Here is a 16,703-nt window from a genome sequence, read left to right as displayed (position 1 = left end):
CAGTTTTTAAATTCCATCCATTAGATGGAACATCGGTAATAGAATAGCTAAATACATCGACACGACAAGAAATCCGATAAAAAGATATAAAATAGGCTGAATCATTTTAAAGCTTTTTTCAATTATTTCTTCCATTGTATTTACACAATGCCGGCTAAAAAATTGCAGTTCTTGTTCTAACTTTCCATTCGCTTGTCCATGCTTAACAATCATAGGAAATTCTTTTTCAAAAAAAGAAAATGCGGCTAAAATAGACTCGAGTTTTTCTCCGGTTACCAGCTTTTCTTTAATCTCCTTCCCAAGTTGGCTGTAAAAGGGTTGTCTGTGGTTCTTTTCAAAGAGCAGTAAGGCTTCAGAGACTGAGATTCCCCCTGCAAGTAAAAAGCTGAGCTGAATGGAAAAATAGTGAGTAAATAACAATCTGAGAACCCTTCCTGCAATTGGGAGACGAACTAACTGAGATCGTTGAAGAAGGATAGACATATTTCTGAAAACAAAAAAGTAATACATAGCTGCTAGAAGAAAAATAGTAAATATCCCCAATAGAATCTTAGGGAAATATTGGTCAAAAGCATAAATTACTTTCGTGAAAAAATTAGCCTCAAGTCCCATTGATTTAAAAAGGGTTGTAAACCTTGGCAGCAGTGTATTTTCAACAAAGACAAACAGAAAGCCGGTAATGAAAATAAGAAGCAGCGGATACTGGAGCAGTTTTAAGAGCTTCTGCAAATCCTTTTCCTTTACCAAAGCCATCCCGCTGCCTTCTAAAAGTGCCTCCGCAAAATTGCCGTGTTGTTCAGCAAAATAAACAAAACCAACTAAATCTTTGTGAAAGCCAAGCTTATCTAAAACCTCATGAAACGATAAACCAGTTTTTAAACCAATTAAGCATTTATGAAGCTCCTCCTTTCGATTAGTGGAAAGGTGAAGGGAAATGGACTCAAGAGCCTCAGAAATCGGATATCCTCTCGCCAATAATTCACCTGTTCTTTTTAAAAGGGTTGCTTGTTCATTTACCGTCCATTTACGATGTTTCATAATTGTATACCAGCCGTTCATATTCTGACTCTTTTATATAACCTAGTGCAATTCCCTTATTGATTACTTGATTGATCGTCTTATAGCGTGGTTCAATATTTTCCCCCTTTGCAGCCCTCATTGCTGATTGTAAATTCCTCCCTGATAAGAGTTCAAACACACTTGCTCTTTTCCATCTACCATATGAATAACAAAATGGCGAACAGTCGTCCTGGCAAAATGGACAGGTCAATTCCACCAAGCGCTGTGCCGTTACGGCAATAAGTGTTTGCTCTACTTCCAGCCAATTCACTCCGAATTCATGAAGCCGATAAACCGCTCCCTTCGCATCCCTTGTATGCATTGTGGATAGAACTAAATGCCCCGTAAGCGCTGCCCGAACAGCAATTTTTGCTGTTTCACTGTCCCTTATTTCTCCTACCATAATGATATCCGGATCATGCCGCAAAATAGCTTTTAATCCGGTGGCATAGGTGACCCCCGCTTTTTCGTTTACTTGGACCTGCAGGACGGAATCATAATTTTTTTCGATAGGGTCTTCTAGTGTAATGACGTTCCGATGGAATAAGTGTGCGGTTTCATTGAGGAGTGAATATAAGGTAGTGGTTTTTCCACTGCCTGTCGGCCCGGTAAAAATAATTAACCCGTGGGCGTGTTTAAGAAGGGCAAGTAATTTTCTCGTCATTGAAGGGAATAAGGATAGCTGGTGAAATGGAATCTGTTCTTGTTGAGGTAAAAGCCGGATAACAAGGCTTTCTCGATTGTTTGAAGGCAGGGTGGATAATCTGAGCCCCATCAATTGACCGTTGACATCGCAAAAAATTGAACCGCTTTGCGGGCGTCTTCTTTCCCCAATATCCATGTTTGCGGTAAATTTAAAATGTGAAATTAATTTGTCGCATTCTTCTTTTGGAAGGGATAATCGAGGAATAAGTTTATTCGTAAGGCGGATTTGAACGAGTGTATCATTCTTTCGCGGAATGATATGAATATCGGTTGCTTGGTTTCGAGTGGCATCTTTAATAATTCGATTGGCTAAAATTTCGATAGCGCTGACAATGAGAATAACCTCCTTTTAGTATTACTGCAGATAGGATAAAACATGTTTCAACAGGATTCCCCCTTATTTTTAATTTGTTAACCATTATTAGAATAACTCAATGGACACCATTCAGGTACAAGAATTTCGAGCTAAATATTACAAATTTATGACGATAATTGTGAACATTTTCTAAACTTATAGTGTTTATGTTGTTAACCTCATTCCCATGTTAGTATCGCTGTATTATAATGAGTGTAAATTATGGGGGTTCGAGGTGAAACCAGATGGAACAAACGTTTTTTCGACTTCCATCAAGGTGAAATTATAGGTTTTCAACAGAATTGTATTTCTAGTATACCATGTCCAATATTGTTGACTTCAATGATATTTAGCCACAATAAAAAGAGCAACTTTTCAGTCACTCAAAGGATCTCTCTAATAAAAAATTCCTCTATTGCTTCCATTGCTTCTTCATGTTCTTCTTGATTTTTTGTAAACGTAATATTTATAAGAAAACCATCCTCGTTACGTCTTTTCGCTTTAAGTATAATTGAATCTTCTGTTTCAGTTCGGATGAAATCATTTTCGAAATCAATGGTTTCTTTCATTTCTCTTTCTCCAGTAATTTTTGTATCTCTAAATTTTCTTGAAGTTTAATTATTGCTTTGGCGACTAATGTAATATTAGGTTTATTTTTTACCCTTACCAAAGCATTAACAATATTTGATTTGTAAACCATTTGGTATTGCTCCGTTCTAGTTGCCATTATCTTCATCTCCATAATCAGCATTCTTTATTTTAGTGTGCATGTAATCAATTGCAATTTCTTGAAGATACTCTTTGAATGTGATTTTATTTAAATAAGATACGTTTACCTTATTTCCTTTATAGGTGTAGGATTTATCGTATTTCTTTTTCTTCATATCATCATCTCAATTCAAGTACTGTTCTCCCGTATTTTCCATTAACATAATCCACAAACAATTCACATATTAATTCTTCTGCTTTAATTATAAATATTTCTTCATCTATATTGATTATGGTATCTTCAGTAATAAAACTTTTTCTTTTTTTCATAAATGCACCTCTTTTACCTAATCAAAACAAAAATAAGTAAACATACCTTAAATTATTAAAAAGTCACCATCTTTTCTTTGGTGGCTTTGTTTCTCCCTTAAGCCAATTCTCAAACACTTCTTTATGAACCATATACTTTCTTCCAACCTTAACAACATGAAAAGCTCTACTGTTAAAGATTTCGTATGCTTTAGGTTTACAAATCCCCATCATTTCCATTACATCTTTAACATCAAGCATTACTTTTTTATAAGTTGTCACACTTAAGTTTGCACCCTTCAATTAGATCAATTTTATTACCATCTTTTTTTGGGTTTCGTTTCGCCCTTTAGCCAATTTTCAAAAACTTCCCTATGGACTAAATATTTGTTACCTATTTTCCTTACTTTAAATTCACCATTCTTCATTAATCCATATGCATTGTTTCTCCCTATACCTGCAATAGCCATTACATCTTTTACATCTAGCATTACTTTTTCTTTATTAGTCACACTTATAGTTACACCTCCAAGTCACGGAAACGATTATATCTAAACTAAGTATTGTTGTCAAAATATTCTGTCAATCAAAATTAAATTGATATAAAGTAAAAGTTCCGTTAATCAATAATGTTGGTTTCTTGTTCCACTAACAGGGCAGTTTAATTGAAGAAGACAGTAAATCGTAGAATTCATCTAATTTTTTTTGAGCAGTATTACATAAATAAAACTATATGCAAAATAACAGCCAAGAAAACACGTATAATAGGTAAACGTCTATTCCTCTTTAAACATGGACACATACACTATTTTTGAAACAATTTGAGGAGGAGATAAAAAATGGAAAGACAATTCTTTGGCGGTATGGGTTATGGAGGCTATCCTGGTTTCGGTATGGGATACGGAGGTTATCCCGGTTATGGCATGGGCATAGGTTATGGAGGCTATCCTGCCTATGGTATGGGATATGGAGGTTATCCTTTCCATCATTATGGGTATGGAGGCTATCCTTTCCACCACCATGGATTCCATCACGGCTGTTGTTAACCTACAAAAAGTTTATAATCCTGGAGCGATTTCTTAGCGGTTTTAAACTATCTAAGGATTAAATCTTTACATGTATTTTAAGTAATAATCTACTAATAACTTCAATCACGAATTAGGTTAGAGCGTTTTCTTAATTTTTATTTGGATTCGTCCTTATTCCACTAACAGGTGCTTTAATTGAAGTAGACCATCGAAATGATGGTCTATTTTTTTATGTCTTAAAGCACTTTTGTTTAACCGAGTTAAAGTAAAAAAGAGCGACTTTTACTAAAAAATTTAAGCCTTTCTTCTCTGTAACAATATTAAGATTTTTAGTAAAGTTTTAACAAAAGGAAAATTATTGATTCAAGGGTCTTGGAGGATACGATGCCAAATGTAATTGTAAACAACAGACATAAATGTTTTCTACAATATCATATTGCTTTTTTCACTAAAAATAATAAATCACTCAAACTCCATGAATTTGATTTTATTAAAAATTATTTTAATAGCGTTTCACATACACATGAATTCAAAATTATAAAACTGGAGTTCGGTTTGAATAATGTAAGACTTTTAATCAACTGCAAAACTTCTCACTATATTCCAAATATCATAAAAGCTCTTAAAGGTGGATCAGCAAGGTTTTTATATAAGGAATTTCCTGATTCTAAAATAAATCATGGTGGTAGCCTTTGGGAAAGTCAGTACATAATCTCAACAGATAATGAGTTATTTAAACAAATGATTCAAAATTATAAAGATAACTAAATAAAAAAGAGCAGCTTTCTGAACTGCACCCCAAATTTTAGACACATTCTAAAATCTGGGGTGCTTTTTTATGACTAAATTTACAGAAAAAGATAAATTAAAAGCTGTAAGATACTATTTTAAACATGGAATAAGTCAAAGTGAATTAGCTAGAAAGTTTGGGGTTGTTACAGCTCGTTTACAATATTGGATTAGACTTTATGAATATCATGGAGAAGAAGCCTTTAAGAGACGCTATACAAACTTTTCTGTACAAGATAAACTAAATATAATTCAATACATGAACGATCATGGGACGTCTATCTTTGATACAGCTGCTCGTTTCTGTTTGCCTAGTGATTCAACTTTATGGAGATGGGATTATCTATGGAGAAACCAAGGAATACACGCCCTTGAATCAAAGAAAAAGGGGCGTCTATCCATGAAAAATGAAAACCAGAAAAAAACTACAAAGCCAACTGAAGGTTCGCTAGAAGCATTACAGGCTGAAAATGAACGGTTACGTATGGAAAATGCTTATTTAAAAAAGTTGAATGCCTTAGTTCAAAACAAGGAAAAATCACCAAACAAGACAAAGCGCAAGTAGTCTTTGAATTAAGGCATGAATTTCCGGTGAAATCACTTATCCAGGTCGCGGGGATTCCCCGCAGCACCTATTATTATTGGGTGAAAAATCTTAATCGTCCTGATTCAAATGCCGAGTTGAAAGAATTAATTCAATCTATTTTTGACGAACACAAAGGCCGTTATGGTTACCGTCGTATTCGTGATGAACTGATAAATCGTGGGCACCAAGTAAACCATAAAAAAGTTCAGCGTATTATGAAAGAACTTGGATTAAAATCGTTGGTTCGCATGAAAAAATATCGCTCGTACAAAGGAACAGTTGGAAAGATTGCATCTAACATTCTAGAGCGTAATTTCAAAGCGAACAAGCCAAATGAGAAGTGGGTGACAGATATTACTGAATTTAAATTGTTTGGTGAGAAACTCTATTTATCTCCTATTCTCGATTTATATAATGGGGAGATTATTACCTATACACTAGGCTCTAGGCCAACATATTCTTTAGTATCACAAATGCTGGAGAAATCATTTGAACGGTTAAAAGACACAGACAAGCTAATCCTCCACTCCGATCAAGGTTGGCATTATCAAATGTGGCACTACCGTGATGCACTTCAAAAGAGAAACATTACACAAAGTATGTCCCGTAAGGGTAACTGTTACGACAATGCGGTTATTGAAAACTTTTTTGGTATTATGAAGTCTGAATTCTTATATTTAAATGAATTTGAAAGTGTAGAACACTTTAAACAGGAACTAGCAAAATACATAGATTATTACAATAACAAACGGATTAAAACAAAATTAAAGGGCATGAGCCCGGTACAATACCGTACTCATGCCCAAGCCGCCTAAAAAAATAACCATGTCTAACTTTTTGGGGTCACTTCATTCCAGCCACTCTAACTAACCCATTCAACGAAACTAGGGATTCTAAGAAGTCCCTTTTTCGTTAAATTCCTATATTTAACTTTAAGCTTGATTTTTGGATCAAGATAAATGAATTTATCATTTTCTTCTATAAAATAGTCCCTATACTGTTTATAAAATTCTTTACGATTTGGGATAGGCATAAACTCCATTAATCCAGCATATTTGCCATTCTCAAAGTTAAGAAGTAATCCAAACTCATCTTTTCTTACCCCTGAAACATAAACATCTTGATAGTGATAATTAATAACCTTAAGCCAATCACTTGAACGTTTATTGATTTGGTACTTAGAGTCGGCTTTCTTTTGAACTATTCCCTCAAGTTGGTGCTGCTTTATTAATTCGAAATACTGATTAGCATTACCCTCAACCCACTGTACTTTATTTAGTAATTTACTATCTTCAGGTATGACTTCTTCAAGTAATTCTTTACGTTCCAGTAAAGGTAAGTTGGATATCTTAGTACCGTTACAATATATAATATCAAAAACACTATAAGAAATTTCAAGCCCCGATTTACTCGACATAAATCTTTCCATTACAGCTTCAAAATCTGGTTTACCTTGATTGTCAGTAACTATAATCTCTCCATCCAAGATAGTTTAACTATACTATAATAATTACTGGATGATATGTTTAATATATAACGTTTTATCCTCTTTTCTATCTATTAATATACTGAATATCTATACTAAATTAATCTTGTATATTATGTTTAAAATATTATATTTTTTTACGAGGGCGTAGCCCACAGCGAGAGGCGCAGTGAGGTCGTTAGACCGAGCGTTAAAAAACAGGAGGGGAAATTATTTTTGAGAGTTCAAGAAGTTATCTTAGAAGGTCGAAGGAAGCGATACATGCTAATTGATCAACATGGATTCCCGGTAATACCTGTTGTGAAGTATTTAAAGTACTTGGACATTACAGAGAAAAGCAGCAATACACAAAAAACATATTGTTATGCTTTAAAACACTACTTTGTATTTTTACAGGATAATACCAAAGACTACAAAGCTATTTGTTTAGAAGATTTTGTAGAATTTATTGGATGGTTAAGAAATCCTTATCAAAACATTAGAATATCATCAATACATCCCCCTAAAGCAAAAAAAACGGAAAAAACAATCAATTTAACAATCACTGTTATTTTAAATTTTTACGACTACCTTTTCCGTAATAACACTATCAGCAACAATATAGTTGACCCTACATTTAAACAAGTTTTCTCAGGGGGGAGGAACAAATTTAAAGATTTTCTTTTCCACGTCAATAAAGGTAAGCCTGTTAACAAAAACATACTTAAATTAAAAGAACCGAAAAAAAGACTTACTGTTTTACTTAAAGACGAAGTTCAGCAGCTTATTGAAACAACGAAAAATATCCGCGATAAGTTGTTAATTCAATTATTATTTGAAACAGGATTACGTATCGGAGAAGTGTTGTCTCTGTTTTTGGAAGATTTTATATTTGACCATAGTAAAGGACATAGAATTCTGCTGGTTGATCGTGGAGAATTAGAAAATGGAGCAAAGTTAAAAACTGGTGAAAGAGAAATTTATGTTTCTCAAGAATTAATGGATTTGTATGATGATTATTTATACGAGGTGCTAGATGAGCTAGAATTAGATACCAATTTTGTCTTCATCAAAATTCGTGGTGCTAATGTTGGAAAACCTATGAATTACCAAGACGTCTCCTCATTATTTAAACGTTTACGAAAAAAAACTGGTATGCCCAAAATTCACCCTCATTTACTACGTCATACACACGCAACCATGTTTTATAAACAGACCAATGACCTTAAACAAGTCCAAGAACGTTTAGGTCATGCACATATTCAGACAACAGCAAATTTATATTTACATCCCTCAGAAGATGAAATTCGTGAGAATTGGGAAAAAGCAAAAAGTTCATTTATTGTACACCCAACGGAGGCTTAAGTATTCATATATGACAGATCAGCACATTCTTAATTACATTACAGACGATTATAATCGTATTTTTCGACAGCATATTTCTAAGATCATTCACGAAAATTTAGTCGAAGTTCCCCCCTTCAACCACATAGATGAAATCATTAACTATTTTGTAGATACGGACATCTGGAATATAAGGACTTTTGGGACAATCTCGAACTTTATCATTGATTTTCAGAAGTATAACGGATTAAAAGTAAATATAAATTTTAAGACCAAAAATGAAAATCTTAAATTAGAATTAAAATATTTTTGTATAAAAAAATTATTTACTACCGAATGGGCGCTAGGGACTTTTATGACCGGCCCTTCTAATTACATGACAAACCTAGAAACTTTTATTGATGAAGAGTTTCCTAATATTGAATCAATACTATCAGTAGAATTTTCTGTCTTAAATGAAAGATGGGGAGCATGGTTAGAAAAAAACAATTTTAAAACAATAAAGAATGAATGGAAAGAGGTATCAGACAAGGTTTATCAAATAAAATCTCCGATTTTTATGTTTTTGAGCCGATTTTATGAGGGTATTTCAGCTGTCTTCGACGATCGAGATGAATGGGAAAAAGATATTTGGGATATTAGGATATTAAGAAAGAAGTATGACATAGAATATAATCCCAGTAAAAATGAGTATTTAGTAAACTTTTCTACAATTGATAACCCTTATTATAGAAAAGCAGTAAAGTCCTATTTTAAACAAAGAATTTTAGCACAAAATAATTTTTCGTGGTCTACAGCTAGAACTTATGTGGGTTGGATAGGAAAATTTCTTAATTATGTATCTGACATGGAACCTACTTGGAAAGATTTAAAACAGCTTGGTAGACAACATATTGAAGGGTATATTGACTGGCTAAGTAAATATGTAAAAGGACAAACCAGAAAAGATGCAAATCCAAATAGATACAAGCGTCAATCACTTACCGCTGTAAATCAATTTATTAGAGACTTGCACTTTTATAACAACAGTCACATGGCTCCAAATTTACCTGTCGATCTTTTGATTATGCCAGGCGATAAACCCAGGAAAGTAAAAAAATCGCATGAAACCATCGATTACATACCTGAGTTTGTACTGGAACAGTTATTTAATAACCTAGACGCTCTACATAAAGAAGTTCAGCCAATTGTGTGGATTGCATTTAAAACAGGTTTGAGAATATCTGATGTTTTAGGTTTAAAGCAAAACTGTTTGGTTTTACTAAATGGGAAATACAGCATTGTAACAGACATAGAGAAAACATATATAAAAGGACACATGGTTCCAATCGATGAAGAATTAGCAAACATAATTGCAGTTTTAATAGATAATGCGAAAAAACGCAGCAAAAAAGATAATAATCCTGAAAAATTTATTTTTGTTAGATATAGGGGCAAAAGGCTAGGGAAAGCATATGAACAAGGATGGGTTTCTGACCAGTTGAATCTCCTAGCTAGAAGAAAAAATATAACCGACGAACTTGGTAACCTATTTCATTTTAAAATGCATCAATTCCGACATACCTATGCAATAAAACTGTTAAATAACGGTACCGATATTTTCACAGTGCAAGAATTACTCGCCCACTCGTCACCTGAGATGACAATGGTTTATGCTAAACTTTTGGATGAAACAAAGCGTAAAGCATATGAAAAGGCTGTTACTGACGGAGTTTTTAGTTTCGATTTAAACGGGAATATTTATGAACTTAATAAAAATGAAGAGATGCCAGAAGAAATCAAGGAAATGCTTTGGCTAAACCACAAGTTAACTGCAATAGATAATCCTTACGGATCATGTAGGGCAAGATTGAACGGAAATTGCCCATATGCGGAGGAACCTCCTTGCTTAACGTGTAATGGTGGAAGTCCTTGTAAAGACCTAGCGGTAGGTCTTTCAGAGATGGATGTAGCAAAATATGAATTTCACATACAATCTACATCAAAAATGGTGGAAGTAGCCAAACAGTATGGACGTGAGGAAATTGCACAAAAAAACCAGAAGAATTTAGATAGACTTCAGGATATTTATAATACTATTAAACAAGGAAATATAATCTTTGGACGAATTGAAAGAATAAAACGTAAGCAAGGGGTATAATATGGCCACATATGACCGCAAAAAACACCTAAAGCAAATTCACGAAAGTAGGAAAGCAATTACCATGAGTAAAGTAGATGAGGCTATTAAAAGGCTCGTTAGAGCCAATCAAGGTATTAATTTTAATAGTGTGGCCAGTGAGGCCGGAGTGGCAAAGGCTACGCTATATAATAATGCGACATTACGTGAGCGAATTGAAACACTACGTAAGCAGCAGATAAAAAGCCCTTCTGCAAAGCAGGTTAAGTATGAAATGAATGAAAATAATAAAGACGCGATAATCGATTCTTTAAAGCGGAAAGTTAAGCGATTAGATCATGAGAACAAGGATTTACGGGACCAATTAAAGGTAGCGTATGCAGAAGTCTACAAGAAGATATAAGTTCAGGCACCCTCCCTTTCTTGATCAATTAAAGGGCCATTTAGTGAAATACTCCTTGCTTATTCACATAAAAACCATCCTCTAAAAAAGTATATAGTTTAGGATGGTTTTTAAGATGTTTTATTTAAGGTTTTTCTAATAATTAATCCAATTATTATTCCAGGAAAAACAAATGACATTGGGAGCCAAACAGGACCCAATAACACTCCAAATATCGTAAAGTTTGAGGAAAAAATCAATCCAACAGTTACAAAAAACGCTGCGAACACATAAGGAAGAAAAGAATAGGGATCTTTCCCTCCGCCTGCATCCTTCACCGAATCCCATATAGAAAAAAAGTACAAACAAGGATAGAACATCAACCACCGATAATCTGCATATTTTATTGCATCAACAATTTCTCCATGAAAACTTAGAAGTATGACCTGATTAAAATTGGCTTGTACATTAATCAAAAATTCAAGTCCCAATAAAACTGTACCTTTAAAATACTGTCCGTTTAAAAATTGTCCAAATCCAGGAAGTGCGATGCTCCACATGAGTTTTTCAAATGTGCTCTTATTCAATTAACTAAACCCTAATAATTGTTTTATTACACTTCTTTTGCAATTTCTTCTCTATTAGGAGCAAGTGGTGGTTGTTCTAACCATTTATTTTGTACCATCAAATCAAACCATTTTTTTGTAACCAGTAGATTTTTTAAAATGATCCCTTCATAAGTCGCTACAAGGTCCGTTCTCATGGCTGCTGCTAACCCTGCTCCATGATAGTTTTGTGCAGCTTGGTATAAGAAACCAATATGATACAACATTAACTTATCGGAAAATGGAGAATCCGTTGAATTTGTCACTTCTGTTTCCCAAGATTTTGGAACTGGTAAATTATCCGTCTGCATGATTTTTGTAAAGTCTTTTATTTGTTGATCAGCCGTTTTCTCAGAATCCGTAAAAAACTTTCTTACTTCTTTTGTTTGAGCAACTTGACTGAATGCAATAGAAAGAGTTTTAGCCATAATACTCTTTTTAAGGTTTAAAGAGATACTGATGATCTCTATCGCAGTTAAACTTCTCCCTTTTCCGAAAAATCCATCTGTGAAATCTTGGCTAGTAATAAATTCGGGGTTCTTGGCAGGATAAAATAAAGGGTCTCTCTGAAAACTTCCTTTCTCAAGTAATAACTCAATTGTTTGATGATACATCCTTTTCGCATCGTTATCGCATGAATCGTAAAAATCCCTTAAGTCTTTTCGAACAGAAACACCTAATGCAGTGCTGTGCCCTAGCAACCCATGTAATGTCATGATATGTAAATAATTTAGGCAAAATATATCTGTGAACAATCTCTGTTTACCTTTAAAGAGGTCAGATTCAGTAAACCCAATTGGAACTGGAAATCCATCGTTCGCCATAAAAGTTATGATTTGTTGCTTTTGTTTTTCGAACGTCTTAATAGCATCGTCAAAAATAGCTTTAATGGACTCGTCCTCAATAATAGAAACCATATATCTATTTACCACATCTGCCATGGTTCCGTTTACATATTCTCCCCACAGTGTTCCTATTTCAGAAGATGTGAGCTTTAAATTATTCTCATTCACATTATCACCTCTAAGGTATTATTTGATAATTTGGCAATAAATATGAATTTTTTTGTACTAAAGGGTAATTTTAATAAAATAACTGAAAGAGACATTTTTGCAGAACTTTCGGATTTTAAAGTATTCCGCAATCGGGCGCATTTGTTGAACAAGAATTAAAAGGGTGAAACATATTAGCCATGTATAATATGTTTCACCCTTTATTTTTTATGGCTTTTTACGATTTAGGTATTGATAAAACCGTACCATCTGGGATAGGAAGGTTTATCAATTCAGGAAATTTAGATGTAATTTCGTTATTATGACGAGTATATATTCTTACTTTATTTTCAAACTTAGTCCAAATGGTACGAAATCCATCAAGCTTTAATTCAGTTATATAGTTATCATCGTCAAATGGATGATCAATTTTGTGTAGTAACATTGGTGAAATAAACATTTTAAACACCTCATGATAAATTGTACCATGAGAATTTTTCAAGATTTGGTGGTAATTAAATGTAAATCATTTACCATTTGGTGAAATAAAAAGAAGTGAACTCCATCCTTAACCTTATTGGTTGCAGTTTTTTTGTTAAATTGGTTAAGGATGGATTTTTAAAGTAGGAACCAAGGTTTAGGTGACCTGGCTAAAAATAATATTGGCTATAACTTCCAAAAATATACATTCAAAAAAGAGTGATATTTTAAGCTGTAAAATTTTAACAAAACGTTATTCAACCCTCGTTAGTAAGTAACTCATTTATTGTCTTTATATCCGTTAAGCAGCATTAACTTCTTGTTGTTTTTTGACACCTTTTGTCGAAGTTATTTTATTTATCAGAAATTTTCTCTATAATGGGTTTTGTGTGTTTTTTATTATTAATTTTTACTAGGAGTTTTTACCTATTATGAATGAAGATTTGTTTGAATTGTTGCTATTGAACCAAATAGACCAATTGAAAAAGAAAATGATTAACCTTGCCAATGGTACTGGTATTAATAGCTATGAAACATTAAGATGCAGCCAAGAATTAGATTCCGTCCTAAATCTACACATGAAGCATTTTTCTAATAAAAATAAAATTAGTAATGTTTCTTGAAGTATAGAGCTTTAGTTAGGAGTTTCCTGACTTTTTAATATCTTAAAATATTTTATTGTACGCACTTGTCCCTTTCCTTATTTTCTTATTTACATAAAATAAATTATTAGTTCATACCACAACCTTACTCTAATTGAAAGCGTCAATATGACGCTTTTTTTTTATTTGTTCCACATTAGTCCATTTCAATTTTGAAGACCATTACATAAACTACTGTAGGCAAGCATATTTTTCACTCTCTTGTAAAGCGTCATTATTGACGCTTTTTTTATTTACTTTACACTTTTCATTAAATATTCCGCACTTACTCTCTGTTTAGGTTTGAACGGCTTGGATAGCTGCATGGTTTTAGTGATTTGCCAGCCATTAATTTTATCCCCCGAATAAAAAAGCACCCAATTGGATGCTTCAAACATTCTATACACCTGGCTTTGGTTCTGCATAACTCATTGGAAAACCACCCGGTCTTGGTGAACCACCTGGCTTAGTACCTGTCATTCCCACGGGTGGATCACCTAAACGATAGCCACCAGGATTAATACCAGTAAATTTCACTCTTCCTCCACCTGGATCATTTCTCATAGAAATCCCTCCTTCTCGTTTTAATAATTATATACGACAGAGACAGGAACATTCCTTGTTAGCCAACATCAGTTGTACAATTATTTTATTGTACCTAGAATTATTTCTTTTCAATTATCGTTGCTATAATCATTATCATACCTGAATCGTCTTTTCCTACTTCTTTACCTGAATTTAGTCCACCAACAGTACCATAAATTCTAACTTGGTCACCTTCTGAATATTTAGTATCAGTTGTATTAAATAATGTGACATGATACATTCCGTATCCATTACCTTCTTTTGATGTTATTGTAAATTCATCTAGTACTCCTTTTGTTAAAACTGATACTTTACCATCAATGTAAACTTTCTTTCTCAATGGTGGATTATCAACATTTAATTCTACAAAATCAGCTTGAACTGCTTCAGATTTTAGCTTATCATTTAATTCCTGCTGTGTAGGTTCATCTTTCTTTTCTTGAGCTGTTTTAACTACTGGTGTATCCTTTTGCTCTGTTTTTAGTTTCTTGATTACCACATGCTGTTAGTAAAGCAATTGCAGCGAATAATAAAATTATCTTCTTCATTGTTATATCCCCTTTAAATATATTGCCATCGTACTGTTTATACTTACAATAGAGTCGTTTTGTTTCATTCCTTTGGTAAATATTTGATATTACTTTTAGGCTTACTCTGTTTCTTTATCTTATATTGCTGAATGAGTTCCTTTAAATCATCAATACATCTAATCTGTTTTATTATAAAAGGGTAATCATCAATATCTAATTTCATGTTAATCTTACCAATGATTAATAACCTTTCTGCCCCTTCCCAATACCCATTCTCATAGTATTCTTTGTATTTATTGATTTTGTGGTGCAGTCTGCCCTCTACAACGTCTAAAGCATATTGAATTGCCCTTTGTGTCACTTCTTACCACCACCGAATTTGTCAAACTTGCTTGGTGGTTTGGTTTCTTTGGGTTGAGGAACAACTAATTTGCATCGTGAGGAAATAGTTAAACCTAAATCTGTAGCAGCAGTCCTTGCTTGTTTGAAAAATCGTTCAGTCATTTTAGACAATTTATCGTAATGCTCATTGGCAATTAAGTTTCCATTTTCATCATAAGCAGTAGGTGACATTTCATTTAAAGCTTGATAACATTTAAGCCATTCATCCTGTGCAATCAAGTATCTGGATAAAGCATCAACATCTAAATTAGACATGATCTCAACACGAATTAATTCCGTTGCTATTTTCTTAAATTCCTTTTTCAACTTTGCAGGAAGGTGTGAAGGCGGTTTAATTTTATCCACATTATTTTTGATTTCTTCAGCTTTCCTACGTTCAATTTCTTCTTTTGTCATGTGTGATTTTCCATTATTCACAATTAAGCTAATGGGTTGTTTTTGACCTGCCATATCTACACCTCCTGTTCTGTCAAATATTGGGTCAAATAGATTTTTCGTGAGGAGATTTTGCTACAAAAGGGGACGTCGGGGGTGTATTGTCTTTTTTAAAAAAGTTTTTTACCCCTCCCCTACTACTCCTTTTGAAATTATTTCTCTTAACTCATTTTGTAATTGTAATTTTCTTACATTATTAATTTCATAGATTGCATGTATTTGTTGATGGCAGCTTGAACAGACACTAATCAAATTGTTTGGATTATAAATATATTTTCGATTAACGTCATCTTCAACAGGGATAATATGATGGACTGTTTGTACTGACTTAATCCGCTCATTACTATAACAAAGCAAACACATATACAAGTCTCTTACCTTAACCAAGTGTCGGACATCTCTCCACTGCTTACAGTTGTACACACTAGATGATTCCTTATTCCTCCTGGTCTCGTCATAGTCAGTGTGTCTTGTCTTAGCTTTACTTGCACACCTATCACACATTGAACCATTACCTTGTTCTATTACTTCACCACATTTACTGCAGGCTTTTAGTAATGCCATTACTTATCACCTTTATATCCATTTAATATCTATTCGATTGAAACAGCTTATCTCTTAATCGTTTATTTTCCTTTTTAAGTTGGTCAATTTGGTACTGAAATTTTTTATCAATTCCATCTAAAGTAACGGCTACAATGAATAATCCAAATATCATCAAAACAATTCCAATTATTAATCCAGTCAATTATCATTCCTCCAGTACAAAATAAAAAGACACTCGTAATTAACGAATGCCTTAAAACATTACTTATTTATGCTTTTTTCCTTTTCATCAATATCATCTTGATGTTTTTCCATTTGTTCAGGTGTCAATGAAACACTAATACTTGCAATTTCATTTTTATTAACCCAGCGTACATTTAAACCATTTAAATCAATAAACGAATACCACTGATCATTAACTTGATTACTAATTGCATTGAATACTTCTTTTTGAGTTTCTTTAAAAGCAAAAAAGGAGTATTCTTTTCCATTGTTTAAACCAATATTAACTTGAAATTTGTTCATAATTCTCACCTCCCATAGGACTAGCATACTACAAACCTATGTTCCTTGGAAGAATTATGAAATATTAAGTTTTCGACAAAGTAAAAACAGTCCCCGAAGGAACTGCCTATACT

General features: G+C 33.3%; 25 protein-coding genes and 1 pseudogene. 7 read left to right on the top strand and 19 right to left on the bottom strand.

The window, feature by feature from the left end:
* Positions 1-6: 6 nt before the first annotated feature.
* From comGB to ACFQZ9_RS18375, 8 genes are all read right to left on the bottom strand, one after another.
* Positions 7-1,038: a competence type IV pilus assembly protein ComGB gene (comGB, locus tag ACFQZ9_RS18410; RefSeq protein ID WP_498944857.1), complete on the bottom strand. Its 1,032-nt coding sequence runs from the start codon at positions 1,036-1,038 to the stop codon at positions 7-9.
* Positions 1,025-2,104: a competence type IV pilus ATPase ComGA gene (comGA, locus tag ACFQZ9_RS18405; RefSeq protein ID WP_286179865.1), complete on the bottom strand. Its 1,080-nt coding sequence runs from the start codon at positions 2,102-2,104 to the stop codon at positions 1,025-1,027. The genes comGB and comGA overlap by 14 nt, the downstream gene beginning before the upstream one ends.
* A gap of 398 nt (positions 2,105-2,502) precedes the next feature.
* Positions 2,503-2,688, bottom strand: coding sequence for a hypothetical protein (locus ACFQZ9_RS18400; RefSeq protein ID WP_498944856.1), 186 nt, complete (start codon positions 2,686-2,688; stop codon positions 2,503-2,505).
* Positions 2,685-2,846, bottom strand: coding sequence for a hypothetical protein (locus tag ACFQZ9_RS18395; RefSeq protein ID WP_498944855.1), 162 nt, complete (start codon positions 2,844-2,846; stop codon positions 2,685-2,687). The genes ACFQZ9_RS18400 and ACFQZ9_RS18395 overlap by 4 nt, the downstream gene beginning before the upstream one ends.
* Positions 2,836-3,003: a hypothetical protein gene (locus ACFQZ9_RS18390; RefSeq protein WP_498944854.1), complete on the bottom strand. Its 168-nt coding sequence runs from the start codon at positions 3,001-3,003 to the stop codon at positions 2,836-2,838. Before ACFQZ9_RS18390 ends, ACFQZ9_RS18395 begins: the two co-directional genes overlap by 11 nt.
* Before the next feature lie 4 nt (positions 3,004-3,007).
* Positions 3,008-3,157: a hypothetical protein gene (locus ACFQZ9_RS18385; protein ID WP_498944853.1), complete on the bottom strand. Its 150-nt coding sequence runs from the start codon at positions 3,155-3,157 to the stop codon at positions 3,008-3,010.
* A 63-nt stretch (positions 3,158-3,220) separates the two neighbouring features.
* Positions 3,221-3,418 carry a helix-turn-helix domain-containing protein gene (locus ACFQZ9_RS18380; RefSeq protein ID WP_498944852.1) on the bottom strand — a complete coding sequence of 66 codons (198 nt, stop codon included), beginning with the start codon at positions 3,416-3,418 and terminating at the stop codon, positions 3,221-3,223.
* A gap of 35 nt (positions 3,419-3,453) precedes the next feature.
* Positions 3,454-3,648, bottom strand: coding sequence for a helix-turn-helix domain-containing protein (locus tag ACFQZ9_RS18375; RefSeq protein ID WP_498944851.1), 195 nt, complete (start codon positions 3,646-3,648; stop codon positions 3,454-3,456).
* A 327-nt stretch (positions 3,649-3,975) separates the two neighbouring features.
* On the opposite strand from ACFQZ9_RS18375, the gene ACFQZ9_RS18370 reads away from it, so the two are divergent.
* From ACFQZ9_RS18370 to ACFQZ9_RS18360, 3 genes are all read left to right on the top strand, one after another.
* Positions 3,976-4,182: a hypothetical protein gene (locus tag ACFQZ9_RS18370; RefSeq protein WP_498944850.1), complete on the top strand. Its 207-nt coding sequence runs from the start codon at positions 3,976-3,978 to the stop codon at positions 4,180-4,182.
* Between the two features lie 366 nt (positions 4,183-4,548).
* Positions 4,549-4,932: an IS200/IS605 family transposase gene (gene tnpA, locus ACFQZ9_RS18365; RefSeq protein ID WP_498944849.1), complete on the top strand. Its 384-nt coding sequence runs from the start codon at positions 4,549-4,551 to the stop codon at positions 4,930-4,932.
* A gap of 70 nt (positions 4,933-5,002) precedes the next feature.
* A protein-coding gene (locus ACFQZ9_RS18360) for an IS3 family transposase (protein WP_498944848.1) occupies positions 5,003-6,354 on the top strand; the annotation gives its coding sequence in 2 pieces (ribosomal slippage) (positions 5,003-5,453 and positions 5,453-6,354; 1,353 coding nt in all).
* A gap of 47 nt (positions 6,355-6,401) precedes the next feature.
* Here the strand turns inward: ACFQZ9_RS18360 and ACFQZ9_RS18355 are convergent.
* On the bottom strand, positions 6,402-7,025 hold the full coding sequence (locus ACFQZ9_RS18355; RefSeq protein ID WP_498944847.1) for an ATP-dependent DNA ligase: 624 nt from the start codon (positions 7,023-7,025) through the stop codon (positions 6,402-6,404).
* Positions 7,026-7,241: 216 nt separating this feature from the next.
* Here ACFQZ9_RS18355 and ACFQZ9_RS18350 point away from each other — a divergent pair, with 216 nt between their 5' ends.
* Genes ACFQZ9_RS18350 through ACFQZ9_RS18340 form a run of 3 tightly spaced genes read left to right on the top strand, consistent with a single transcriptional unit; the run spans position 7,242 to position 10,870 of the window.
* The gene (locus ACFQZ9_RS18350) at positions 7,242-8,369 is read left to right on the top strand and encodes a tyrosine-type recombinase/integrase (protein ID WP_498944846.1); all 1,128 of its coding nucleotides are present in this window, start codon (positions 7,242-7,244) and stop codon (positions 8,367-8,369) included.
* 10 nt (positions 8,370-8,379) lie between these two features.
* Positions 8,380-10,488: a tyrosine-type recombinase/integrase gene (locus tag ACFQZ9_RS18345; RefSeq protein WP_498944845.1), complete on the top strand. Its 2,109-nt coding sequence runs from the start codon at positions 8,380-8,382 to the stop codon at positions 10,486-10,488.
* Position 10,489: 1 nt separating this feature from the next.
* On the top strand, positions 10,490-10,870 hold the full coding sequence (locus ACFQZ9_RS18340; RefSeq protein WP_498944844.1) for a DUF6262 family protein: 381 nt from the start codon (positions 10,490-10,492) through the stop codon (positions 10,868-10,870).
* A gap of 110 nt (positions 10,871-10,980) precedes the next feature.
* On the opposite strand, the gene ACFQZ9_RS18335 is transcribed toward ACFQZ9_RS18340, so the two are convergent.
* The 3 genes and pseudogenes from ACFQZ9_RS18335 to ACFQZ9_RS18325 all read right to left on the bottom strand — a co-directional run.
* A complete protein-coding gene (locus ACFQZ9_RS18335; protein ID WP_498944843.1) occupies positions 10,981-11,436 on the bottom strand; it encodes a hypothetical protein in 456 nt (151 codons plus the stop codon).
* Between the two features lie 26 nt (positions 11,437-11,462).
* Positions 11,463-12,467, bottom strand: a complete 1,005-nt coding sequence (locus ACFQZ9_RS18330) for a DUF3231 family protein (protein ID WP_498944842.1) — start codon at positions 12,465-12,467, stop codon at positions 11,463-11,465.
* A gap of 235 nt (positions 12,468-12,702) precedes the next feature.
* Positions 12,703-12,906: pseudogene (locus ACFQZ9_RS18325) on the bottom strand (ATP-dependent DNA ligase); the annotation flags it as partial.
* 451 nt (positions 12,907-13,357) lie between these two features.
* Here ACFQZ9_RS18325 and ACFQZ9_RS18320 point away from each other — a divergent pair.
* A complete protein-coding gene (locus ACFQZ9_RS18320) occupies positions 13,358-13,549 on the top strand; it encodes a Spo0E family sporulation regulatory protein-aspartic acid phosphatase (protein WP_498944841.1) in 192 nt (63 codons plus the stop codon).
* A gap of 417 nt (positions 13,550-13,966) precedes the next feature.
* Here ACFQZ9_RS18320 and ACFQZ9_RS18315 read toward each other — a convergent pair whose 3' ends face one another.
* From ACFQZ9_RS18315 to ACFQZ9_RS18285, 7 genes are all read right to left on the bottom strand, one after another.
* On the bottom strand, positions 13,967-14,131 hold the full coding sequence (locus ACFQZ9_RS18315; protein WP_498944840.1) for a hypothetical protein: 165 nt from the start codon (positions 14,129-14,131) through the stop codon (positions 13,967-13,969).
* Positions 14,132-14,231: 100 nt separating this feature from the next.
* Entirely contained in the window at positions 14,232-14,651 is a 420-nt protein-coding gene (locus ACFQZ9_RS18310; protein WP_498944839.1) for a hypothetical protein, read from the bottom strand.
* A 113-nt stretch (positions 14,652-14,764) separates the two neighbouring features.
* On the bottom strand, positions 14,765-15,043 hold the full coding sequence (locus ACFQZ9_RS18305; RefSeq protein WP_498944837.1) for a hypothetical protein: 279 nt from the start codon (positions 15,041-15,043) through the stop codon (positions 14,765-14,767).
* Positions 15,040-15,534 carry a phage terminase small subunit P27 family gene (locus ACFQZ9_RS18300; protein ID WP_498944836.1) on the bottom strand — a complete coding sequence of 165 codons (495 nt, stop codon included), beginning with the start codon at positions 15,532-15,534 and terminating at the stop codon, positions 15,040-15,042. Before ACFQZ9_RS18300 ends, ACFQZ9_RS18305 begins: the two co-directional genes overlap by 4 nt.
* A gap of 108 nt (positions 15,535-15,642) precedes the next feature.
* Positions 15,643-16,083, bottom strand: coding sequence for an HNH endonuclease (locus ACFQZ9_RS18295; protein ID WP_498944835.1), 441 nt, complete (start codon positions 16,081-16,083; stop codon positions 15,643-15,645).
* Positions 16,084-16,105: 22 nt separating this feature from the next.
* The gene (locus ACFQZ9_RS18290; RefSeq protein WP_498944834.1) at positions 16,106-16,267 is read right to left on the bottom strand and encodes a hypothetical protein; all 162 of its coding nucleotides are present in this window, start codon (positions 16,265-16,267) and stop codon (positions 16,106-16,108) included.
* A 59-nt stretch (positions 16,268-16,326) separates the two neighbouring features.
* On the bottom strand, positions 16,327-16,590 hold the full coding sequence (locus ACFQZ9_RS18285) for a hypothetical protein (RefSeq protein WP_498944833.1): 264 nt from the start codon (positions 16,588-16,590) through the stop codon (positions 16,327-16,329).
* Positions 16,591-16,703 lie beyond the last annotated feature (113 nt).

The organism is Neobacillus sp. GCM10027624, assembly GCF_042675345.1.
Classification (GTDB): Bacteria; Bacillota; Bacilli; order Bacillales; family Cytobacillaceae; genus Neobacillus; species Neobacillus cucumis_D.
This window is presented reverse-complemented; position numbering and strand designations above follow the sequence as displayed.

What these genes read in the sequence shown, in the direction of transcription:
- ACFQZ9_RS18400 (WP_498944856.1), bottom strand. Translation starts at nt 2,688, where the DNA reads ATGAAAGAAACCATTGATTTCGAAAATGATTTCATCCGAACTGAAACA.
- ACFQZ9_RS18345 (WP_498944845.1), top strand. Translation starts at nt 8,380, where the DNA reads ATGACAGATCAGCACATTCTTAATTACATTACAGACGATTATAATCGT.
- tnpA (WP_498944849.1), top strand. Translation starts at nt 4,549, where the DNA reads ATGCCAAATGTAATTGTAAACAACAGACATAAATGTTTTCTACAATAT.
- ACFQZ9_RS18295 (WP_498944835.1), bottom strand. Translation starts at nt 16,083, where the DNA reads ATGGCATTACTAAAAGCCTGCAGTAAATGTGGTGAAGTAATAGAACAA.
- ACFQZ9_RS18385 (WP_498944853.1), bottom strand. Translation starts at nt 3,157, where the DNA reads ATGAAAAAAAGAAAAAGTTTTATTACTGAAGATACCATAATCAATATA.
- ACFQZ9_RS18300 (WP_498944836.1), bottom strand. Translation starts at nt 15,534, where the DNA reads ATGGCAGGTCAAAAACAACCCATTAGCTTAATTGTGAATAATGGAAAA.
- ACFQZ9_RS18340 (WP_498944844.1), top strand. Translation starts at nt 10,490, where the DNA reads ATGGCCACATATGACCGCAAAAAACACCTAAAGCAAATTCACGAAAGT.
- ACFQZ9_RS18395 (WP_498944855.1), bottom strand. Translation starts at nt 2,846, where the DNA reads ATGGCAACTAGAACGGAGCAATACCAAATGGTTTACAAATCAAATATT.
- ACFQZ9_RS18285 (WP_498944833.1), bottom strand. Translation starts at nt 16,590, where the DNA reads ATGAACAAATTTCAAGTTAATATTGGTTTAAACAATGGAAAAGAATAC.
- comGB (WP_498944857.1), bottom strand. Translation starts at nt 1,038, where the DNA reads ATGAAACATCGTAAATGGACGGTAAATGAACAAGCAACCCTTTTAAAA.
- ACFQZ9_RS18320 (WP_498944841.1), top strand. Translation starts at nt 13,358, where the DNA reads ATGAATGAAGATTTGTTTGAATTGTTGCTATTGAACCAAATAGACCAA.
- ACFQZ9_RS18370 (WP_498944850.1), top strand. Translation starts at nt 3,976, where the DNA reads ATGGAAAGACAATTCTTTGGCGGTATGGGTTATGGAGGCTATCCTGGT.
- ACFQZ9_RS18315 (WP_498944840.1), bottom strand. Translation starts at nt 14,131, where the DNA reads ATGAGAAATGATCCAGGTGGAGGAAGAGTGAAATTTACTGGTATTAAT.
- ACFQZ9_RS18390 (WP_498944854.1), bottom strand. Translation starts at nt 3,003, where the DNA reads ATGAAGAAAAAGAAATACGATAAATCCTACACCTATAAAGGAAATAAG.